Origin of the sequence: Acinetobacter sp. ABJ_C4_1 (assembly GCF_044538495.1) — a bacterium.
Lineage (GTDB): Bacteria > Pseudomonadota > Gammaproteobacteria > Pseudomonadales > Moraxellaceae > Acinetobacter > Acinetobacter nosocomialis_A.
Genome location: NZ_JBIUCQ010000001.1, coordinates 158479 through 179552 on the forward strand (window position 1 = coordinate 158479; position 21074 = coordinate 179552).

14 protein-coding genes are annotated in these 21074 nt (G+C 39.0%); 3 read left to right on the forward strand and 11 right to left on the reverse strand.

What is annotated here, in order from left to right; genetic code table 11:
* Nucleotides 1-74: 74 nt before the first annotated feature.
* Nucleotides 75-1250, forward strand: a complete 1176-nt coding sequence (locus tag ACIF8R_RS00715; protein ID WP_151817802.1) for a S1C family serine protease — start codon at nt 75-77, stop codon at nt 1248-1250.
* Nucleotides 1251-1300: 50 nt separating this feature from the next.
* On the opposite strand, the gene ACIF8R_RS00720 is transcribed toward ACIF8R_RS00715, so the two are convergent.
* From ACIF8R_RS00720 to ahcY, 6 genes are all read right to left on the reverse strand, one after another.
* Nucleotides 1301-2539 carry a multifunctional CCA addition/repair protein gene (locus ACIF8R_RS00720; protein WP_396478423.1) on the reverse strand — a complete coding sequence of 413 codons (1239 nt, stop codon included), beginning with the start codon at nt 2537-2539 and terminating at the stop codon, nt 1301-1303.
* A gap of 91 nt (nt 2540-2630) precedes the next feature.
* Nucleotides 2631-4901 (reverse strand): NADP-dependent malic enzyme, encoded by a 2271-nt coding sequence (locus ACIF8R_RS00725; RefSeq protein ID WP_396478425.1) that lies wholly within the window; start codon nt 4899-4901, stop codon nt 2631-2633.
* Between the two features lie 236 nt (nt 4902-5137).
* Nucleotides 5138-7990, reverse strand: coding sequence for a putative bifunctional diguanylate cyclase/phosphodiesterase (locus ACIF8R_RS00730; protein WP_396478427.1), 2853 nt, complete (start codon nt 7988-7990; stop codon nt 5138-5140).
* Between the two features lie 134 nt (nt 7991-8124).
* A complete protein-coding gene (locus ACIF8R_RS00735) occupies nt 8125-8847 on the reverse strand; it encodes a 16S rRNA (uracil(1498)-N(3))-methyltransferase (protein ID WP_396478429.1) in 723 nt (240 codons plus the stop codon).
* An 18-nt stretch (nt 8848-8865) separates the two neighbouring features.
* Entirely contained in the window at nt 8866-9702 is an 837-nt protein-coding gene (gene metF / locus ACIF8R_RS00740) for a methylenetetrahydrofolate reductase [NAD(P)H] (protein WP_311086867.1), read from the reverse strand.
* 72 nt (nt 9703-9774) lie between these two features.
* Nucleotides 9775-11157 carry an adenosylhomocysteinase gene (gene ahcY / locus ACIF8R_RS00745; protein ID WP_002052729.1) on the reverse strand — a complete coding sequence of 461 codons (1383 nt, stop codon included), beginning with the start codon at nt 11155-11157 and terminating at the stop codon, nt 9775-9777.
* A 221-nt stretch (nt 11158-11378) separates the two neighbouring features.
* Between ahcY and ACIF8R_RS00750 the strand changes: the two genes are divergently transcribed.
* A complete protein-coding gene (locus tag ACIF8R_RS00750; protein ID WP_311069335.1) occupies nt 11379-11915 on the forward strand; it encodes a cysteine peptidase family C39 domain-containing protein in 537 nt (178 codons plus the stop codon).
* A 41-nt stretch (nt 11916-11956) separates the two neighbouring features.
* On the opposite strand, the gene ACIF8R_RS00755 is transcribed toward ACIF8R_RS00750, so the two are convergent.
* The 3 genes from ACIF8R_RS00755 to lipA form a co-directional block, all read right to left on the reverse strand.
* On the reverse strand, nt 11957-12337 hold the full coding sequence (locus ACIF8R_RS00755) for a carboxymuconolactone decarboxylase family protein (protein WP_199997344.1): 381 nt from the start codon (nt 12335-12337) through the stop codon (nt 11957-11959).
* Between the two features lie 103 nt (nt 12338-12440).
* On the reverse strand, nt 12441-14906 hold the full coding sequence (locus ACIF8R_RS00760; RefSeq protein WP_396478432.1) for an acyl-CoA dehydrogenase: 2466 nt from the start codon (nt 14904-14906) through the stop codon (nt 12441-12443).
* A gap of 282 nt (nt 14907-15188) precedes the next feature.
* Entirely contained in the window at nt 15189-16202 is a 1014-nt protein-coding gene (gene lipA / locus ACIF8R_RS00765) for a lipoyl synthase (protein ID WP_396478434.1), read from the reverse strand.
* Nucleotides 16203-16398: 196 nt separating this feature from the next.
* Between lipA and sthA the strand changes: the two genes are divergently transcribed.
* The gene (gene sthA / locus ACIF8R_RS00770; RefSeq protein ID WP_004700414.1) at nt 16399-17811 is read left to right on the forward strand and encodes a Si-specific NAD(P)(+) transhydrogenase; all 1413 of its coding nucleotides are present in this window, start codon (nt 16399-16401) and stop codon (nt 17809-17811) included.
* Between the two features lie 243 nt (nt 17812-18054).
* On the opposite strand, the gene ACIF8R_RS00775 is transcribed toward sthA, so the two are convergent.
* Both ACIF8R_RS00775 and ACIF8R_RS00780 read right to left on the reverse strand, forming a co-directional pair.
* On the reverse strand, nt 18055-19269 hold the full coding sequence (locus ACIF8R_RS00775) for an MFS transporter (RefSeq protein WP_396478436.1): 1215 nt from the start codon (nt 19267-19269) through the stop codon (nt 18055-18057).
* A 170-nt stretch (nt 19270-19439) separates the two neighbouring features.
* Nucleotides 19440-20786 carry an MFS transporter gene (locus ACIF8R_RS00780; RefSeq protein WP_396478438.1) on the reverse strand — a complete coding sequence of 449 codons (1347 nt, stop codon included), beginning with the start codon at nt 20784-20786 and terminating at the stop codon, nt 19440-19442.
* Nucleotides 20787-21074 lie beyond the last annotated feature (288 nt).

The window sequence follows — 21074 nt, forward strand, 5'->3', positions numbered from 1 at the left end:
AATGCTTAACTGAAAACTCTTTTTGTTCAATATATTAATTTAATTAAAAACTTCTTTGCGTAGAGGATATGAACGTGCGCCGCACCTTTACATGGTTACCTTGGGTGTTACTTATTATTGTAATTGCCAGTTTTATTGCATGGCAAAAATACCATCAGCCGAAACCAACTGTTGCAGTTGATGGGGTGCAAATGCCTGCTGAGAAAGTTGAGCCACTGGTGGATACTTCTCGAACGGGCGGGGTGGTGTCTTATAGTGCTGCGGTAAAAGTTGCAGCGCCAGCAGTTGTTAATATTTTTACGACCCAGAAAGTTAAACAAAATCATCCTTTGTTGAGTGATCCGGTTTTCCGTGAATTTTTTGGAAATCAGGTTCCCGAACAACAACAGCAAAATGAAAATAGCTTAGGTTCAGGGGTTATTGTTCGTGCTGACGGCTATATCCTTACCAATAACCATGTGATTGCTCAAGCTGATCAGATTGTAGTTGCTTTACATGACGGACGTCGTGCAGAAGCTACAATTGTTGGAACTGACCCAGATACCGATTTGGCAGTCATTAAAATCGATTTAGATAAGCTGCCAGTATTGCCATTTAAGTTAAGTGGTAATGAGGTAGGCGATGTTGTTTTAGCAATTGGTAACCCATTTGGTGTTGGGCAAACAGTAACCCAAGGTATTGTTTCAGCAACAGGTCGCTCAGATTTAGGTATTAATACCTATGAAGACTTTATTCAAACTGATGCGGCAATTAACCCTGGGAATTCAGGCGGGGCTTTAATTGATGTGGCTGGTAATTTGATTGGTGTGAATACGGCTATTTTTTCACAATCAGGTGGTTCTTTAGGTATTGGCTTCGCAATTCCTGCTAAGGTTTGTCAACAAGTACTTAACTCAATTTTAAAAGATGGTCGTGTAGTTCGTGGTTGGTTAGGTATTAGTTTACTTCCACCTACACAAGATGATGTCTTGGCACCAAAACCACCAGTAGGTGTAGTTGTTGCTGATGTATTAAAAAGTGGTCCAGCGGCTTCTGCTGGGATTAAAGTGGGCGATAAAATTGTTCAGGTAAATAATGAACCGATTACTTCGGCTTCTCATTTGATTAATTACGTGGCTTTACAAGCGCCAAATAGCGAAATTAATGTATTGGTTGAACGAGATGGGAAACAACAAAACTTTGTTGTGACTGTGGGTGAGCGAAAAGCGCAAAATACGCAATCTCAGTATATCCCGCTTCCTAAACGTTAAAACCTCAATAAAAAAAGCCTCACGATGAGGCTTTTTTTTATGATTACTGATTAAGAGTGGCTAAGACTTTGATGTTGGTTTTTAAACTCAGCTAAAGCCTCAATTCGATATTGAATGAGCATTTCACCAATTTCGGCACCCTTAATGTTCTCTGGTAAATCTTGAACTTTAATAGAGCGAACAATCTGCATGGCTTCACGCATATATTGAGCTTGAGGATACGGACGATCTTCTAGTCCTAATCTTCCTTTTGCATCACATTCACAAGCTTGGACAAAAGCCTCAACTCTTTCTGGGCGACGTAAAACATCTAAGCGTTGTAATAGACGCCATAAAGTACCTGGTTTTAATGACATAATCTGGTGGCATTTTAAATGTTCTTTACACACTGATAATGCCAATTGCTTGGTTTGTGTTGGAACTCTTAAACGTTCGCATAATTGGGTAACCGGTTTAATTCCACGTTCTTCATGCATGATATGACGAGGAAGCTCATCGGCTGGAGTAAGCGCCTTGCCCAGATCGTGTACTAAAACAGCAAAACGTACATCGAGTGAATAATTCGATTTACAAGCTTGTTGCAGAGACATAAGGGTATGAACGCCACAATCCACTTCTGGATGGTATTCAGGGCGTTGAGGTACACCGAATAAAGCATCAATCTCAGGGAAAAGATGTTTTAATGCGCCACAATCACGCAAAGTTTGGAAATAAATATCAGCATGAGTTTCCATTAAAGCGCGAGAAGTTTCTTTCCAGACACGCTCCGGTGTTAATGCATCTAGTTCACCTGACTCTGCCATGGTTTGCATAAGCTGCAAGGTCTCAGGAGCAATTTGAAAGCCATATGGGAAATATCGAGCTGCAAAACGAGCGACACGTAAAACCCGTAAAGGATCTTCAGCAAATGCTTCCGAAACATGACGCAGAATTTTATTTTCTAAGTCGCTTTGGCCACCATATGGATCATATATTTTGCCGTCCTGATCCATGGCTATTGCATTAATAGTTAAGTCACGACGAATTAAGTCGTCTTCTAAACTTACAGTTGTATCAGTAAAGAATTGAAATCCGTGGTATCCCTGACCAGACTTTCGCTCGGTTCGTGCAAGTGCATATTCTTCTTTGGTTTGGGGATGAAGAAACACAGGGAAATCTTTGCCTACAGGTTGGAAACCTTGGGCGAGCATGTGTTCCGGCGTTGCACCGACCACAACATAGTCTTTTTCTTGATAGGGGTGCCCAAGTAAATAATCTCGAACAGCACCGCCTACTAAATACACTTGCATGAAAAAACCTCTATTCTTCAAGCAATCATGCTACAGAATAGAGGTTTTCTCAAGTCATTAGAAAGGCTTTTCGTAAAAAGCGGTTTCTAAATTACTTTTCTTGTTGTTGAATCTCAGCAACTGTTAAAGCAGTCATATTGATAAGACGGCGAGTCGTCGCTGTAGGTGTCAAAATATGAACTGGTTTAGCAGCACCTAGCAAAATTGGACCAATTGTTACGTTGTTACCAGAAGTTGCTTTTAATAAGTTGAACGAAATATTTGCTGCATCTAGGTTCGGCATAATCAACAAGTTCGCTGAACCTTTGAAACGAGAACCAGGGAATGCAAAATGACGAATATTTTCGTCTAATGCTGCATCACCATGCATTTCACCTTCAACTTCAAGCTCTGGAGCTTGCTCAGATAAAATACGATAAACTTCACGCATTTTTTGAGCGCTTGAATCAGTCTGGTCGCTACCGAAACTTGAGTGAGAAAGTAAAGCTACACGTGGTGTAATACCAAAGCGACGTACTTCTTCAGCTGCTAAAATTGTCATTTCAGCAAGTTGTTCAGCAGTCGGGTTAGTGTTTACATATGTATCAGCAATAAACAAGTTACGGTCTTCAAGCATTAATGCATTGAGCGTGAAGAAGTTGTTCATACCTTCTTTAAGGCCAATAACGTTACGTACGAAATCAAGGTGAATGTTATAGCTACTGTAAGTACCACATAACATACCGTCTGCTTTACCAAATTTAACCAGAAGAGATGCGATTAAAGTTGAACGACGGCGAGCTTCACGTTGAGCATATTCAACAGTAATGCCTTTACGTTGCATTGTTTGATAGTAGTCTTTCCAAAACTCTTCATACATCGGGTTTTGTTCTTGATCTACAATCTCAATGTTCACGCCATGTTGTAAGCGTAGACCCAATTTTTTGATGTTTGCTTCAATGACTGCAGTACGACCAACTAAGATTGGTTTAGCTAAATCTTCATCAACTGCAATTTGAACAGCACGTAATACGCGCTCATCTTCACCTTCAGCGTATGCAATACGTTTAGGATCTGTTTTTGCTTGAGCAAAGATTGGTTTCATCAAGAATGCTGAGTTATAAACAAACTCAGAAAGTTTTTGACGATATGCAGAGAAATCTTCGATAGGACGAGTTGCAACACCTGAGTCCATTGCAGCTTTAGCAACAGCAGGCGCGATTTCTAAAATCAAGCGTTGGTCAAGTGGACGTGGAATTAAGTAGTCACGACCAAATGAAGCAGATTTTTCACCATATGTTGCAGCATCAGCTTCTACATGAGCCATACGTGCAATTGCGTGTACACATGCAATTTTCATATCTTCGTTAATAGTTGTCGCACCTACATCAAGTGCGCCACGGAAGATATAAGGGAAACATAAAGCGTTGTTTACTTGGTTCGGGTAGTCCGAACGACCAGTTGCCATGATGACATCAGGACGTACTTCATGGGCGTGTTCAGGCAGAATTTCTGGATCCGGGTTTGCCAAAGCAAAGATAATTGGATTTTCAGCCATTTGTTTCACCATATCTTTGGTGAGAATACCAGCAGCTGAAAGACCCAAGAACATATCTGCACCAGCCATTACTTCATGTAATTGCGTCGCTTTAATGTCTTGTACATAACGTTTTTTAGATTCATCTAAGCCTTCACGTGAAGTCGTAAGTAGACCGCGAGAATCGGCAACAATGATATTTTCTTTATTTACGCCTAGAGCGCAAAGTAAATCTAAACAAGAAAGAGCAGCAGCACCTGCGCCTGAAGCAACAATTTTGATTTCTTCAATTTTCTTGTTAACCAGTTGTAGAGCATTTAATAATGCTGAACCTACAATAATACTTGTACCGTGTTGGTCATCATGGAACACAGGAATTTTCATGCGTTCACGAAGTTTCTTCTCGATATAGAAACATTCTGGCGCTTTGATATCTTCAAGGTTAATACCGCCGAAAGTTGGTTCTAATGAAGCAACAATATCAACGATTTTATCTGGGTCGTTTTCAGCAATTTCAATATCAAATACGTCAACACCAGCGAACTTTTTGAACAGAACGCCTTTACCTTCCATTACTGGTTTAGAAGCTAATGGACCGATGTTACCTAAACCAAGAACCGCAGTACCGTTACTTACAACAGCAACTAAGTTGCCACGTGCAGTGTATTTTGCAGCAGCTGAAGGATCACGTTCAATCTCTAAACATGGAGCAGCAACCCCTGGTGAATAAGCTAGAGCCAAATCTCGTTGGTTGACGAGTTGCTTACTAGGCGTGACGCTGATTTTCCCTGGATTTGGATATTCGTGGTAATTTAAAGCGGCCTGTTTTAAAGATTGATCGTCCATCTGAGTCTCTATTTGATACAAAAAAGCAAACTAGTCAAATCACTCATTTAGGGGGAGGCAACTCAGTTCTTTTACTATGCTTTAATTTTTACCAATTAAGAGAATAGTAGACGAATTGCCAATAGCCCCGTAGTGAGCTAAATGCTAAAGAATATAACACTACTTCTTTATTTCTCACAGTCAAAAACGCTCATTTTTGGAAAAACCAGCGCATGTAAAATAGACTGTTAAAACAATTATGAAATATACGTATTTGATTGTAGATATTGAATAATCTGATTTGGATGGAGCGGGCGACTAAAGAAATAGCCTTGTAAAAAATCACATTGTTGTTTTTGTAGATAAATAACTTGCTCTTCAGTTTCAACACCTTCAGCAACCAGTTTAAGCCCCATACTTTTGCCCATTGCAATCATGGCATTGACAATAGCTTCTTGTTTTTGATCACCGATTTTCGAAATAAAGGCTCGATCAATTTTCAAAACATCAATTGGGTATTCAGTTAGGTAAGCTAAAGATGAATAGCCAGTACCAAAATCATCAAGTGCGATCGAAATGTTGCGCTCTTTAATTGAGTGCAATAGTTTCTTCACATTATCGGTATTGTCCAATAAAGCTGATTCAGTAATTTCTAGTTCTATATTTGAACCATCTAGCTGATATTGCTCTAAAAATTCATCTAAATCGTTAAGCAATAATCCTCGATGAATTTGTTGAGCTACAATATTTACCGATACTTGGATATCTGTATAGCCAGCATTTTTCCATTCTTGTAATTGTTTGCCGACTTTATCTAAAACAACTTTACCGATATCGGAAATAAGACTACTACGCTCGGCAAAAGGAATGAACATATTTGGCATAACTAGTCCTTTTTCAGGATGTTGCCAGCGAATTAAGGCTTCAAAACCTTTAACCGATTTATCATTTAAATTAATTTTTGGTTGGTAATAAACCACAAATTCATCATTTTGAATGGCTTTACGTAGCTCTTGTTCTAAATCTGCTGTCTTATATGGATTCGTTGTTTTATTACAATAGTAGCTAATAGTATTGCCACCCAAGCGTTTTGCTTCGGACAATGCTTGTTCTGCGTGGTTGTTGAGATGGTCAATTTGTCTGCCGTGCTCAGGAAAACAAGCAACTCCAATAGAGGCTGTAATAAAATATTCTTGCTGATCAATATAAAAAGGGGCATTTAATGCTTGTAATATATTTTGGCAATATTGCTCAATATTTGGATGAATCGGTGATATTTCATAAATGATTGCAAAATCATCCCCATTTAAATAAGCAACTAAAATGGCATTAATATTGGTGAGTCGTAGACGCTGTGCAAATTGTTTTAGCAGTTCATCACCACTATCATTATTTAGAAATTCATTAAATGCTCTAAATCTATCAATATTAATTCTTATTAATGCCAAATTTTTAAAACTATAAGAAGGATTGACTAAATACTGATGTAATTGATTGTAATAATAAAAACGGTTAGGAAGGTGAGTTAAACTATCATAATTTTTTAAATAAGATAAATGTTGCTCTTGGCGTTTCTGCTCAGTTAAATCACGTGCAAAACCAATATAATTAATAACTTGGCTGTGTTCATCTTTCACTGCATTAATATGAAGCCATAAATAAACACTCTTACCCGATGCAAACTTTTCATCAAATTGGCCCATATATTCGCCAGTTTTTAGAAGTTGTTGAGTAATTGAGTCATGAAACTGTTGTTGCTGTAATTTCTGATTTATTGCGATGTTAAATAGCTGCTGATTTAATAATTCAGACTTTGAAAAACCAGTTAATTTTTCATAATAGGGGTTAACATCAATATAATTAAGTTTTTCATCTAGAATAAAAATACCTTCAGCAGCTTGTTCAAGCACAATAGCGCAGAGTCTTAGATGCTCTTGATCTTTTTTTTCCTGATGGATATCTCTGGTCATTCCGACCATGCGTAAAGCTTTATTGGTTTTAGGATCACGGCTAATGACACGACCTACATCATGAATCCAACGCCAAGAGCCATTACGACGTAAGATACGGAAAGTAATATTGAAATGATCAGATTTTCCTTCCAAGTGTTCTTTTAAACGCTCATCAAATAATTGTCGGTCATTAGGATGTATACGCTCTAATATGGTCTTGAGATGTAAAGACGTATTTTGCGTTTGTTTTTGCTGATCAAAGAAAGTGATTTCTAGTTTTTGTTTTTCAATATCCCAGTCCCACGGTCGAATACCTGCGGTTTCATGGGCAAATGCTAAATTATGATGATTGCTTTCAAGCCTCTCATTCATTTTAGTTAAGTCGTATGTTCTTTCACGTACTTTTTGTTCGAGTAAATGATTATTAAATTGAAGCTGTGCCTCAATATCTTTGGATTTATTTACTTCTTGCTGAAGCTGTACGCATAATTCTTCAGCCCATTGTGTATGCTGTTCTGCGACTTGTACGAGTTGTTTATTTTTAAATAGTAGTTGAGAGATTTTTTGATAGTTACGTTGAGTTGCATAAGCACAAAGCAAAGTTGCTACAAAGGCTAAGTTATAAGCAAAGTAAAAAGGAAGTTGCGTGATTTGAGAATGGGTAAATTGACTAATAATGAGTGGAACTGTACTTGGAATAAACAGCAAATAGAAATATCGGGGCTGCTGAGTCAGAAAAGTCAGGCCAATAATGTGTGCTGAGGTAATAAATAGGGCAATGAGGATATGAACATCAGAGACGGATATTAATGTAGCTGGAAGCGAAAAATGAAGAACAATTATATTTATTCCCATTAAAATTCCAGAGAGCAAACAAATACCTTGCAGCGTTAAATCAGTTTTCTTAATAAAATTAATATCACGATACTGGGTTAAAAGTTTTGGAATAAATAATAGACAAGTAAAAGTTAAAACAGTAAAGCCAATTGACCAAATAAATTTAGTAATGTAAGAAATAAAGTAACAAGAGAAAATAATGGCTGAAATCAGACAAAGTAATATTAAGCTAATCAGATACCAGCGAATATATTGAATTGAGAGCCGGAGCTGTTCAATTTTGGTTTGATGCTGTAAATATTCTTCCTGAAGGCCAGACATAAGATTTTTCTATCCTATTTTTTTACATTTATACAGAAAGAATCTGATTTATCAGTGGAAAAAAATTTAAATTAATATTCATACAGTAAAAGTAAGTTAACTTTAATTGTTGATTTAATCAATGTTCAATTAGTTTATATGGATAAAAACCGATAATTTAAAATAGATAATGCAACAACTGGGGCAGTTTCAGTGCGTAATACACGGTCTCCAATGCACCAGTTCATGAAACCTGCTTGATTGGCTTGCGTAATTTCATTTTCACTTAAACCACCCTCTGGACCAATTAAGAGAGCAAGTTCGGGTTGGATCCCTGCCAATACATCTTTTTGTTCTTTTTCCGGAGCTAAAACAAATTTAGATGCAGGAAGATCAGAAGAACTTAACCATTCATGAAGAGAAACTGGCGCTAAAACTTCTGGGACTAAGTTAAGTCCACATTGTTCGCATGCTGCAATTGCAACGGCTTGCCAGTGTTCTAATTTTTTTTGATCTCTGTCATATTTTAAACGCATTTCACAACGTTCACTGGTTAAAAGCTGAATTTTGCTTACACCAAGTTCGGTGGCTTTCTGAATGGCGTAATCCATTCGGTCACCTTTACTCATGACCTGACCAAGAACAGCTTTAAAAGGGGCATTACGGTTTGCAGGATTAAAATTCTCAATGGTGACAAATGCATTTTTTTTATTAATTTCGGTCAGAGTTGCGAGATATTCGCCACCTTGTCCATTAAATAGAGTCGCTTGTTCTTGTAGTTGTGCGCGTAAAACACGCACCCAATGATGAAATACCGATTCAGTCAGTTGAATTGTTGAGCCAACTGTAAGTTTAGTTTCGATAAAAAAACGATTCATTGGGTACGCCTTACAAAATTAATTTAAACCAAGATCAACAACAAGTTGACGGGTTGGTTCGACTTGATTCATTGAATAGAAGTGTAAGCTTGGTGCACCACCTGCAATCAGGCGCTCGCATAGCTTAACAACAACTTCATGGCCAAAAGCTTTAATACTTTCACTGTCATCGCCGTAGGCTTGTAATTGCTTACGAATCCAACGAGGAATTTCAGCACCAGTACCATCTGCAAAGCGAATTAAGTTACTTGCATTGGTAATTGGCATGATACCAGGAGCGACCGGAATATTAATTCCAGCTTTCTCCAAACGCTCTATAAAATAAAAATATGAGTCTGGATTAAAGAAGAATTGGGTAATTCCTGCATTGGCACCAGCTTGTACTTTTTCAATAAAACGTTGGATATCTGAATCAAGGCTTTCAGCTTGAGGATGCATTTCTGGATAAGCTGCAACTTCAATATGAAAATGATCACCTGAGTGCTCACGAATAAAACGTACTAAATCTTGAGCATAAGGAAGTTCGCCAAGTCCAACCTGACCAGATGGTAAGTCACCACGTAAAGCGACTATACGGTCAATGCCTTGTGCCTTGTACAAATCGAGTAGTTCAGCAATACGTGTCTTATCATCGCCAATACAAGACAGGTGAGGGGCAACAGGCGTGCCTTTACCGTTGAAATCATCAATGGCAGCAAGCGTACGCTCACGAGTAGAACCACCAGCACCATAAGTAATTGAGAAAAACTCAGGGTTTAATAGCTGTAATTCTTGGTGAACAATACGAAGTTTTTCAGCACCAGCATCAGTTTTTGGCGGGAAAAACTCAAAAGAAATAGGTGTACGTTTAGTCATGTCAAATCCTTGTAAACAGCGAAACATTATTTAGAAAAAAGGGCAGTCGGTTCACCGTCTGCCCTTAAATTCTTAGTATTTGTATGCGTCAGACTTGAATGGTCCCTCAACAGCAACACCTAAGTAATCTGCTTGCTCTTGAGTTAACTGAGTAAGTACACCACCGAAACCTGCAACCATTGCCGCAGCAACTTCTTCATCAAGTTTCTTAGGAAGAACTTCTACACGAATTTTTGCAGCTTTTTCACTTGCAGGAAGGTCAGCAAATTTCTCTTGGAATAAGTGAATTTGGCCTAAAACTTGGTTAGCAAAAGAACCATCCATTACACGTGATGGGTGACCAGTTGCATTACCTAGGTTTACAAGGCGACCTTCAGAAAGAAGGATAAGGTAGTTGTTTTCGTCTTCTGAACGATAAACTTGGTGAACTTGTGGCTTAACTTCAACCCACTTGTAACCACGTAAATAAGCTGTGTCGATTTCTGTATCGAAGTGACCGATGTTACATACAACTGCACCAGCTTTTAAGCTGTCTAACATTGCTGCATCACACACGTGGTAGTTACCAGTTGTTGTTACAACAAGGTCAGTGTTGCCAAGAAGGTCATGGTTAATATCTTCTTTTTTACCTGTTTGTACGCCGTTTTTGTATGGAGATACAACTTCATAGCCGTCCATACATGCTTGCATTGCACAAATTGGGTCAACTTCTGTTACACGAACAATCATGCCTTCTTGACGTAAAGATTGAGCAGAACCTTTACCTACGTCACCGTAACCGATCACAAGCGCACGGCGGCCAGATAACAACATATCTGTAGCACGTTTGATTGCGTCATTTAATGAGTGACGGCAGCCATATTTGTTGTCGTTTTTAGACTTAGTAACTGAGTCATTTACGTTAATTGCAGGTACTTTCAAAGAACCGTCTTTCCACATTTCGATAAGACGTTGAACACCTGTTGTTGTTTCTTCGGTAATACCGTGAATACGTTCTAAAAGAGCAGGGTATTTTTCATGAACAAGAGCAGTTAAGTCACCGCCATCGTCCAAAATCATGTTGGCATCCCAAGGTTGACCATTTACATTGATTTGTTGCTCTAAGCACCATACATATTCTTCTTCAGTTTCACCTTTCCAAGCAAAAACTGGAATACCGCGAGCAGCAATTGCAGCAGCAGCGTGGTCTTGAGTTGAGAAAATGTTACAAGATGTCCAACGAACTTCAGCACCTAATTCAACAAGCGTTTCAATTAGAACCGCTGTTTGAATGGTCATGTGAATACAACCAAGAATTTTTGCACCAGCAAGTGGTTTAGACGCTGCATAGCGTTTACGTAAGCCAATCAAAGCTGGCATTTCTGCTTCAGCAAGTTTGATTTCTTTACGACCGTAGTCAGCAAGTGAGATGTCAGCAACTTTGTAATCTGTAAATGAAGCATTAACCGCGTTCATCAGGATCTCCTAGGAAAAAATAGTATTGATCATTCTGTTCGCGGATGCCGTTGTTGGTTAAAACGATTGTTTAACCGATCGTCGAGCCTGGCAAAATGATCTTTAGTGCCGATCATTTGTCGCAGCATCCCTCGACTAGCGAAACATTGTACTTGGAAAAGCTTTTAGTGCCAATCCAGTTTTGTTTATTATCTGCTTAATTACGACTTTAGATTTAAATTATGGCCTTAAATATTCCCGAATCTTTGGCAAACCTCGAGGCAAATAGTGGTGTTTTTGCAGTTTGGATGGTGCTAAAGCATTATGGGGTTCAAGTTGATATTGCTGAATTGATTAAAGTTTGCCGATATGAGCAAGATGGTACCTATACCATTGCTTTAGCTGTTGCTTTAAAAAAGTTTGGTTTTGATGTTTCATTTCACTCAGATAAAGACCCTAACATTAGCCCTAGTGAACGCATGAGTTATAAAGAAGCAAAGGTATTAAAAATACCAACGGGACCAGCACTGAGCTATCAAGATATTCAAGTCGCAATTCAAAATGGGCAAATGGTAATCGTGTACTATGACACTTTGGATGGGGTCGGTAATCAGTCTCTTGTTTATTCTATAGATCCAAAAGAAATTTGCTTTTTTGATAGTTTCGAACCAATGTCAGCTGCAGTTTTTGAGAACCAGCGTAAAGCAGAAGGAATTTGTCGTCAGGCTATTATAATTGGTGATCGTAATTTAAATATTTATTCAACTACATTAAATTAGGTCAAAGTGAGCCAGTAGAGTTCTGGCTCAGATTGAATTTATTATTGTTGATATTCTTGAATCACTTCTAAAGCAGCACGAAAAGCTTCTTGAGTAGCGGGAGCGCCGCAATATGGCAGACTGTGTAATAAAGTTTCTTGAATCTCTTCGACTGTACAACCATTGTTGAGTGCACCACGAATATGGCCTTTAAGTTCAGTTGGCGATTTAAGTGCGGTTAGCATAGCCAAAGTAATTAATGAGCGATATTTACGTGGAAGTACACCTTCACGTTGCCAAGTCGATCCCCATGCATGTTCGTTAATCCAGTCTTGTAAAGGCTGAGTAAAGGGTACGGTATTTTCTTGGGCACGTTTTACAAAAGCTTCTCCCATCACTTCTGTGCGTACTTTTAATCCATTTTCGTAATCTTGCTTAGACATTAATTTCTCCTAAAAATAAAAGCGTCGAGTGACGCTTTTATGGCTGTTTATTAATTAATGCGAATCAAAAATGATTGCAATAGTGAATTGGTGGAGGCACCAGTCACACTATTTGATGAGGGTTTGACAAAGGCAGGTCCTTATCAAGTTTTTCATCAAAAACATCGGTAAGCATGCTGTCAAATCGAATTGCGTTGTACTGCAATAATTGTTGAGCTTCGCTTTCAGAAATAAAGCCTTCTTTTATCGCTTGTGCAATATTCTCTTCAAAAGTAAGACCTGTAAACTTGCCTTTGGATTCAGCTTTCTTAAACTTATCCCAAAGTGGTTCAATAGTTCTTAAAATCTGGAACGTGTGCTCTAGACGGCCAGTGACATCATTAGGTTCAGTTGAATAGTACACATGGCGTTTAAGCTGCTCTCTAAACGGATGTTCTTCCATCATGAGTTCAGCAACTTGCTGTTTTAACTCATCATCAGGTTTTGCAATTACACGACCTAGCGGGAAACATATCCATTTTACAAATGCTGCTGGAAGCTTGGCTGGGAAGTTGTCAAATAGCCCCCAAAATGCTTCCTGAATATTTAAGAACGCTTTTTGTAGTGCTAGTTTTGCATGTAGTTGTTCAGCTTCAGTTTTTTGGCCAGCTTCATAAAATTTTAAAATCGCAGTAGAAATAAAGAGGTGCGCGTGAATATCTGCTAAGCGTCCTGATAACATTTCTTTGCGTTTTAAGTCTCCTGCAAGTAAACCAAGTGACATATCCGAAACAAGTGCGAAGTTGGCACTAAAACGGTTAATGGTTTTATAGTAACTTGCTGTGAACTGATCTGCTGACTGAGGCGCATCACTCGAACCATCCGCCCAACCATAAGCAAATGATTTTGCACCGCGGTTAAAGGTATAGGCTAAGTGTTTAAATAACAGATCATCGAATTTTTGAACTGCATTGGCTTTGTCTTCAGACTGAAGTAATTGTAGCTCTTCAAAAAGATAAGGGTGACAGCGCATTGAACCCTGACCAAAAATCATGAGTGAGCGGGTTAAAATGTTTGCACCTTCGACGGTAATTGCAATCGGGATGGCTTGATAGGTAAGGGCAAGGAAGTTACGAGGTCCAAGCTGAATACCACGTCCACCGGCAATATCCATGCCGTGATTAATCACTTTGCGCATGGTTTCAGTTGCATAGTATTTTGCCATGGCGGTCATCACGGCAGGAGTTCCGCCTTGATTTAGGCCACATGTGACTAAATAACGAAATGCTTCAAGCATATAGGCATCACTGGCAATTTCACTACTTGCTTCTTGCACACCTTCAAATTTACCAACAGAAATATTGAACTGTTGACGAATTCTCGCAAAAGCCCCTACAGTTAAATAGCTCATTTCGCCTGCGGCTGTAGCTAATGCTGGAAGTGAAATACCACGCCCAACACCTAAACACTCCATGAGCATACGCCAGCCTTTACCAGCATTTTCTTGCCCGCCAATAATCCAGTCGATAGGAATGAAAACATCTTCACCTTCAACTGTTCCATTCATAAATGGAGAGCCGGGATAATGGCGTGCTCCTATTTTTACACCTGAATGGCTTGCAGGAATGAGGGCACAGGTAATACCGTATTCGGTTTTATTTTTATCGCCGAGCAGACCTTCAGGGTCATAAAGCTTAAATGCTAGGCCAACTACTGTGGCAATTGGAGCAAGCGTAATCCAGCGTTTAGAGAAATTCATGCGGAGTCCAAGAACTTGAGCTCCTTCATATTCGCCATAGCAGACTACACCTGAATCTGGAATTGCACCTGCATCTGAACCTGCTTCAGGACTGGTTAAACCAAAACATGGAATTTCTTCACCTTTAGCAAGGCCCGGTAAATATTGCTGCTTTTGCGCATCAGTACCGTAGTGCATGAGTAACTCACCAGGTCCTAAAGAGTTCGGAACCATACAACTTACTGCTGCAGTTAATGAGCGTGACGCAATTTTGCTCATAATACGGCTTTGAGCAAATGAGCTAAATTCTTTACCACCAAAGGACTTGGGGATAATCAGGCCTAAGAAACCTTTATCTTTAATGAACTGCCAAACTTCAGGTGGAAGGTCTTTTAAGTGATGGTGAATTTCCCATTCATTGAGCATGCTGCATAGCACTTCAACTTCATTATCAATAAAACTTTGTTCTTCTGATGAAAGTGTAGGATAAGGATATTTTTCAAATTGCGACCAATCTGGTACACCCATAAATAATTCTTTTTCCCACCAGCTTGTTCCTGCTTCCAATGCTTCTTGTTCGGTTGTACTGATGCTTGGCATTGAGTTTGCCAGAGTTTTATAAGCAGGTTTTGTAATTAAGCTAAACCGTAAAGGCTTAAACAAAATAATAATGCTAAGAGCAATAAGAGGAATCCCTAAAAGCAGTGACCATGGCGTTAAAATGATTGCGGTAAGTATGGCTACCGCAATCATCAGAATGCTACCAATGACTCTGTTTAGGTTAAAAAAGAAAATTGCCCATATTGCAGCGAGCTGAATCACAATACTTAAAACAAAGAGTAGGAAAATCATACTTGCTCCTTGCTAGATAAGCCCTCAAGTTGGAAGTTACAAAAAAGCGAGGAGAGATTTAAGGCTTAACTAGCTAATTTTTTAATGCTGTTTAAATTTAATTTTTTATGTCGCAATTGATGTATATGCTAGAGCAGGGATATATCGTGCTTTTAGATATAAGATATTTTTCAATGAATGTGTAATGGCTTGTTTTATCGATTTGTCAAGAAATGTTATTGATTTTCTTATACAAATAAAAAGCCCTCAGTATTAGAGGGCTTTTTAGAGATATTCAATTTATTAAGCTTCGACGACCTGAACCGCGATTTTTTTAGCAGGATCTACTTTACGACGAACTTCTGGAACTGGCTCACCATGATATTGACGATCAGCAAAGTAACTTGAACGAACCATTGGCGCAGACCAGATATTTCTAAAGCCAAGTTTACGGCCATGCTCTGCATAACGTTCAAACTCTTCTGGCGTTACAAAACGGTCGATTGGTGCATGTTGTTTAGAAGGCTGTAAATATTGACCAATAGTCACATAGTCAACATCGTGAGCACGTAAGTCATCAAGCAATGCGATAACTTCTTCTTCAGTTTCACCAATACCGACCATCAAACCACATTTTGTTGGGATATCTGGGCAGTATTCTTTAAACATTTTTAATAAAGTTAAAGAATGTTGATAGTCTGAACCTGGACGCATTGCTTTATATAAGCGAGGCACAGTCTCAATGTTGTGGTTAAATACGTCTGGCGGACATTCAGTCATAATGCGTAAAGCAATATCCATACGTCCACGGAAGTCTGGTACTAAAATCTCAAGCAATGTCGTCGGGCTAAGTGCGCGAGCTTCTTTAATACAGTCCACAAAGTGTTGTGCACCGCCGTCAAGTAAGTCATCACGGTCAACTGAAGTAATTACTGCATACTTGAGTTTTAGGTTAGAAATGGTTTCGGCCATGTGACGAGGTTCGTCAGGGTCTAACGCATTTGGACGACCATGTGCTACATCACAGAACGGGCAACGACGTGTACAAATATCACCCATAATCATAAATGTTGCTGTACCACCACCAAAACATTCTGGTAGGTTAGGGCAAGCTGCTTCTTCACAAACGGTATGGAGTTTTTGAGCACGTAAAGTGGTTTTAATACGCTGAACTTCTTCTGGTGCCGTCATCTTGACACGAATCCAGTCAGGTTTACGCGGCACTTCAACCGTAGGTACAACTTTTACAGGAATTCTTGCGACTTTTTCTGCGCCACGAAGTTTTACACCCTGTTCAGGTTTACGGTGTTCTGACATATTTAACTTTTCCACTCGTTTATAGAGACATTGACATTGTATTATAGCGGAGTTCTTTGGTTAATAGCGGAAAATAACTATTCATATAATAAATGTGGTTATTCAGAAATATAGGGTTGAGAAATACATAAATTCACCGCATATTAGTCATAATCTATTATAAAATATGGTCATTCAAGAGAGGAAGGAGCTTTCAATGCCACGTAAAAAAGAGGTCGTTAGTGGGAATTTCGTTAAGTACGATGCGGTAGTTCTCGGTTCTGGACCTGCAGGTGAAGGCGCGGCAATGAAGCTTGCAAAAGCGGGTAAGCGTGTTGCAATTGTAGATGTACGTGATCAACTCGGTGGTAACTGTGCCCACGTAGGAACGATTCCAAGTAAAGCATTGCGTCAAACAGTTTCTAGTATTATTCGCTATCAACGTGATCCAATGTTTCAAAAAGTAGGTGAATGGAAACAGTTCACCATGAAACAGGTTTTGCGCAACGCACACAAAGTGATTCAACAACAGGTTGATACGCATACACGCTTTTATGACCGCAACAAAATCGGCGTATTTCATGGCCGTGCATATATTCAAGATAAAAATACAGTTTTAGTTTTTAGCCATGAAGGCATTAAAGAAACAATCATCTGTAAGCAAATCGTGATTGCGACAGGTAGTCGTCCTTATCATCCACAAGGTCTCGACTTTGACCATCCACGTGTATTTGATTCAGACAAAATTCTTGATCTTGATTACTCAATTCAAAAAATCATTATTTACGGCGCAGGCGTTATTGGTTGTGAATATGCTTCGATCTTTATTGGTTTAGATCATAAAGTTGACTTGATTAATACTCAGCAAAAACTCTTAAGCTATTTAGATGATGAAATTGCTGATGCTTTGTCTTATCACTTACGTGAACAAGGTGTGTTAATTCGTCACAACGAACAAATGGATCATCTTGAAACATTTGATGACCACGTTGTATTACACTTACAAAGTGGTAAAAAAATCAAAGCCGATGCGATCCTTTGGTGTAATGGCCGTTCAGGTAATACAGAAGGCTTAGGTCTTGAGAACGTTGGGTTAGTACCAAATAACCGTGGTCAACTTTCAGTAAATGATCAATACCAAACTGAAGTTGAAAACATCTATGCTGCTGGTGACGTGATTGGTTGGCCATCCCTTGCTTCTGCTGCTTATGACCAAGGGCGCTGTGCTGGCGCAAACATGAGTGGTGAAGATGCGAAGCCAGTACGTGATATCCCAACGGGTATTTATACCATTCCGGAAATCTCATCAATTGGTAAAAATGAACAGGAATTAACGGAAGAGAAAATTCCGTATGAAGTAGGTCAAGCTTCTTTCCGTCATTTGGCTCGTGCACAAATTACGGGTGATACAGTGGGTGAATTGAAGATTCTTTTCCACCGCGACACTTTAGAAATTTTAGGTATTCACTGTTTTGGTAATAACGCTGCCGAAATTATCCACATTGGGCAAGCAGTTATGCACAGCCCAAACAATACCTTGAAATATTTTGTTGAAACAACGTTTAACTATCCAACCATGGCTGAAGCTTACCGTGTAGCTGCACTTAACGGTATGAATCGCTTGTTTTGATTTTAAATAAGTTTTTCATAAAAAAGCCCGCAAACTTGCGGGCTTTTTTATTTTCATTAGACCATAAGATTTTTATATTTTTATGACAACGTACAGAGCGATTTTAGCGTCTTATCTCTCTAGTGTGCACAAAATGCTTGATTAAAATATTCAAATAAATCAGGTGTCTGTTTCCATAAAACGATAGAGAGAACCAGAAGAGCTACAATAAAGAAAGTCATAATTGTTTTCAAAAGTAAGGCATTATGCGTCATGAATAACAGCCTCCTCATTTACAAAGAAATGTACAATTACCCCTAATATACTCAAAGCTATTGAACATAGCCAAATCGCATTGTAATTACCTGTTAAATCATGGTTAACACCGCCAAGCCAACCGCCAAAGAAAGAACCGACTTGATGAGTGAAAAACACAATGCCGCTCAGCATTGAAAGATATTTAACGCCAAACATATTTGCCACAATACCGTTGGTGAGCGGAACAGTGGAGAGCCATAAAAGGCCCATAATGACACCAAAAGCATATACCGTATAAGTGCTTAACGGTAATAACAAAAAGGCAATGATCGCAATGCCACGGCTTCCGTAAAGCGCCATTAATAATTTAGGTTTTGAGAAGCGATCTCCTAACCAGCCAGCACCATAAGTCCCCACAATATTAAATAGTCCAACTAGGGCCAGAAACACAGTTCCTGTAGCTGCATCAAAGCCGTGGTCAATTAAATAGCCGGGTAAATGTACACCTAAGAAAACAACTTGGAATCCACATACTAAGAAACCTAAAGCTAACCACCAAAAGGGTTTATGTTTTCTGGCTATATTCAGTACTTGTTTAAATGTAAGCTGAGGTTGTGCAATTGCTTTTGGTGTTTGATTGCTTGGTCCTTTTAACATCCATGCAAGGGGAATAATAAGAGCAATTAACAGCGCACTAACCATTAGGGCTGCTGACCATCCAACATTCTTGAGTAAGAGAAGGGTGGAAGGCAGCATAATAAATTGGCCAAAAGAACCAGCTGCACTGGCAATACCCATTGCCATACTTCTTTTTTCTGGTGGAGCAGCTCTGCCTACTGCACTAAGTAAAACTGTGAAAGAAGTTGCTGATAAAGCTAAACCAATAATCAATCCTAAGCTTAAATTCAAAATGAGTACACTTGAGCTAAAAGCCATTAACAGTAAACCAAGGGCATAAAGTAACCCCCCAACAGCAACCACAACTTTACTGCCATATTTATCTGCGATTGCACCGGTAAAAGGCTGCACGGCTCCCCAGATTAAGTTTTGCATCGCAATTGCGAGACTAAAAACATGCTGTCCCCAACCAAATTCATGACTCATTGGGACTAAATAAAGTCCAAAACCATGACGTACCCCTAATGAAAGAGCCAAAATAATGGCACTACCAATGAGCATATAAATAAGTGATTGAGAAAACTGATTGCTTGTTTTGGTCATTGTGAATAGAAAGTTATAAGAATGTGATGAATCATTGTAGAAGATATATCGAATAATATCGATATATCTATAAAAATATTTAAGAAGAATTAAAAAGTTCAGAAAAGGTGTGTGGCGTTATAAAAAAATAAACAAGCAGAAATCATTTTGATTCCTGCTTGTTATAAAAGTTAAGCTGCAGAATTACGTTCAAGTAAAGCCTGTTCAAAAAGTACTTTTTCCTTTTCTTTGTGTTCGGTTGTGAAGCGAATCAAAATTACGCTACAACCTGCAACCATAACCAGTCCACCTAAAATAAATAGACAAGTTTGAACATCAAGTACACCTTTTAACAAGAAACCTGCTGCAACTGCACCTGCATTACCACCTGCACCAATAATTCCAGCAACACCGCCTAATGCATTGCGGTCAATAAATGGTACCAGAGCATATGTTGCTCCGCAGGCCATGTGGGTAAATAGTGCAAAAATCGTCATTGAAAGAATAGCGAGAGTGACGCCGTTCATTTGAGAGAAAAGAATTAAGAATAAACCTTCGCCCAAAATCATGAGTACAAGTACTTTAGTACGTCCATCTAGACCTTTTGTAAGTGCGACTTTATCGGAAATAATGCCGCCAAGTGCACGAGCAAATAATGCGAGAAGACCAAATATTCCGGCAGTTAAACCAGCAGTTTTTAAATCCATTTTAAACTGATCAACATAGTACATGGCTGCTACATTATGGATGAAAATTTCGATACCAAAGCATGCGCCATAAGCTACAAATAAAATCCAGACACGGTAGTTACGAGCAGCCTGCATTAAAATTGCCATACCGCCTTTTTTACCACTGCCAACTTCAATGCCTTGTGCGCGAGCTTCTTTAAAATTTCCTTGAGGACAATCTTGGGTAAGTTTCCAGTAAAGGGCTCCAACAATCACCATCATTACACCAGGTACGATGAGTGCAATGCGCCAGCCCATAGTCTGTTCAACACCAAACATGACAATTGCACCGAGTAATAAAGGCATTAACGCTTGAGTTGCACCGCCACCAGCATTGCCCCAACCAGCCGCTGCTGCATTTGCTGTGCCTACAACGTTAGGTGCAAACATAATACTTGTATGATATTGCGTAATGACAAAGCTCGCGCCAATTGCACCAATCAGCAAGCGGAAGAATAGAAAAGATTCATAACTGTTAGCAGCAGCGACACCAAATACCGGAATACTGCCGAGTAAGAGTAGGGCTGTATAGGTAATTCGTGGACCATATTTATCACAAAGTGGTCCAACAGCGAGTCGTACTAAGATCGTAATCGCAACGGCGGCAATATTAATATTGGCAATTTGATCTTTTGTTAAGCCAAATTCACCTTTAATAACAGGCATTAATGGAGCGCAGGCAAACCATGCGAAGAAGCAGACAAAGAACGCGAGCCAAGACATGTGAAAGGCACGCATGGCTGGAGTTGAGAAACTAAATAATTTAATCTCAGTTGCTTTTTTGGCATCTAGATTGATATTTGAAGACATACGCCGTCCCCCTGAACTGAACGAAATTTTAATTTGCATGACAAAATGAATTGTCTATCTGCATACCGATCAGAGCGGACGTCATTGGCCGTCTTGGTTTATCCATTGAATCGCCATTGATTCATCATGCTGTAAATAAAGCAAAGGACGTGCCAAAAAATAATTTTTACTAAAAGGAAAACCTTAGTTTTTAATTTTATTAAATTAGTTAGAGGTTAAGAAAATGAATCATAAAATAAGCATGAAACGAAAAATGCTAATAAGAATGATAGAAGCTAAATATTGCTA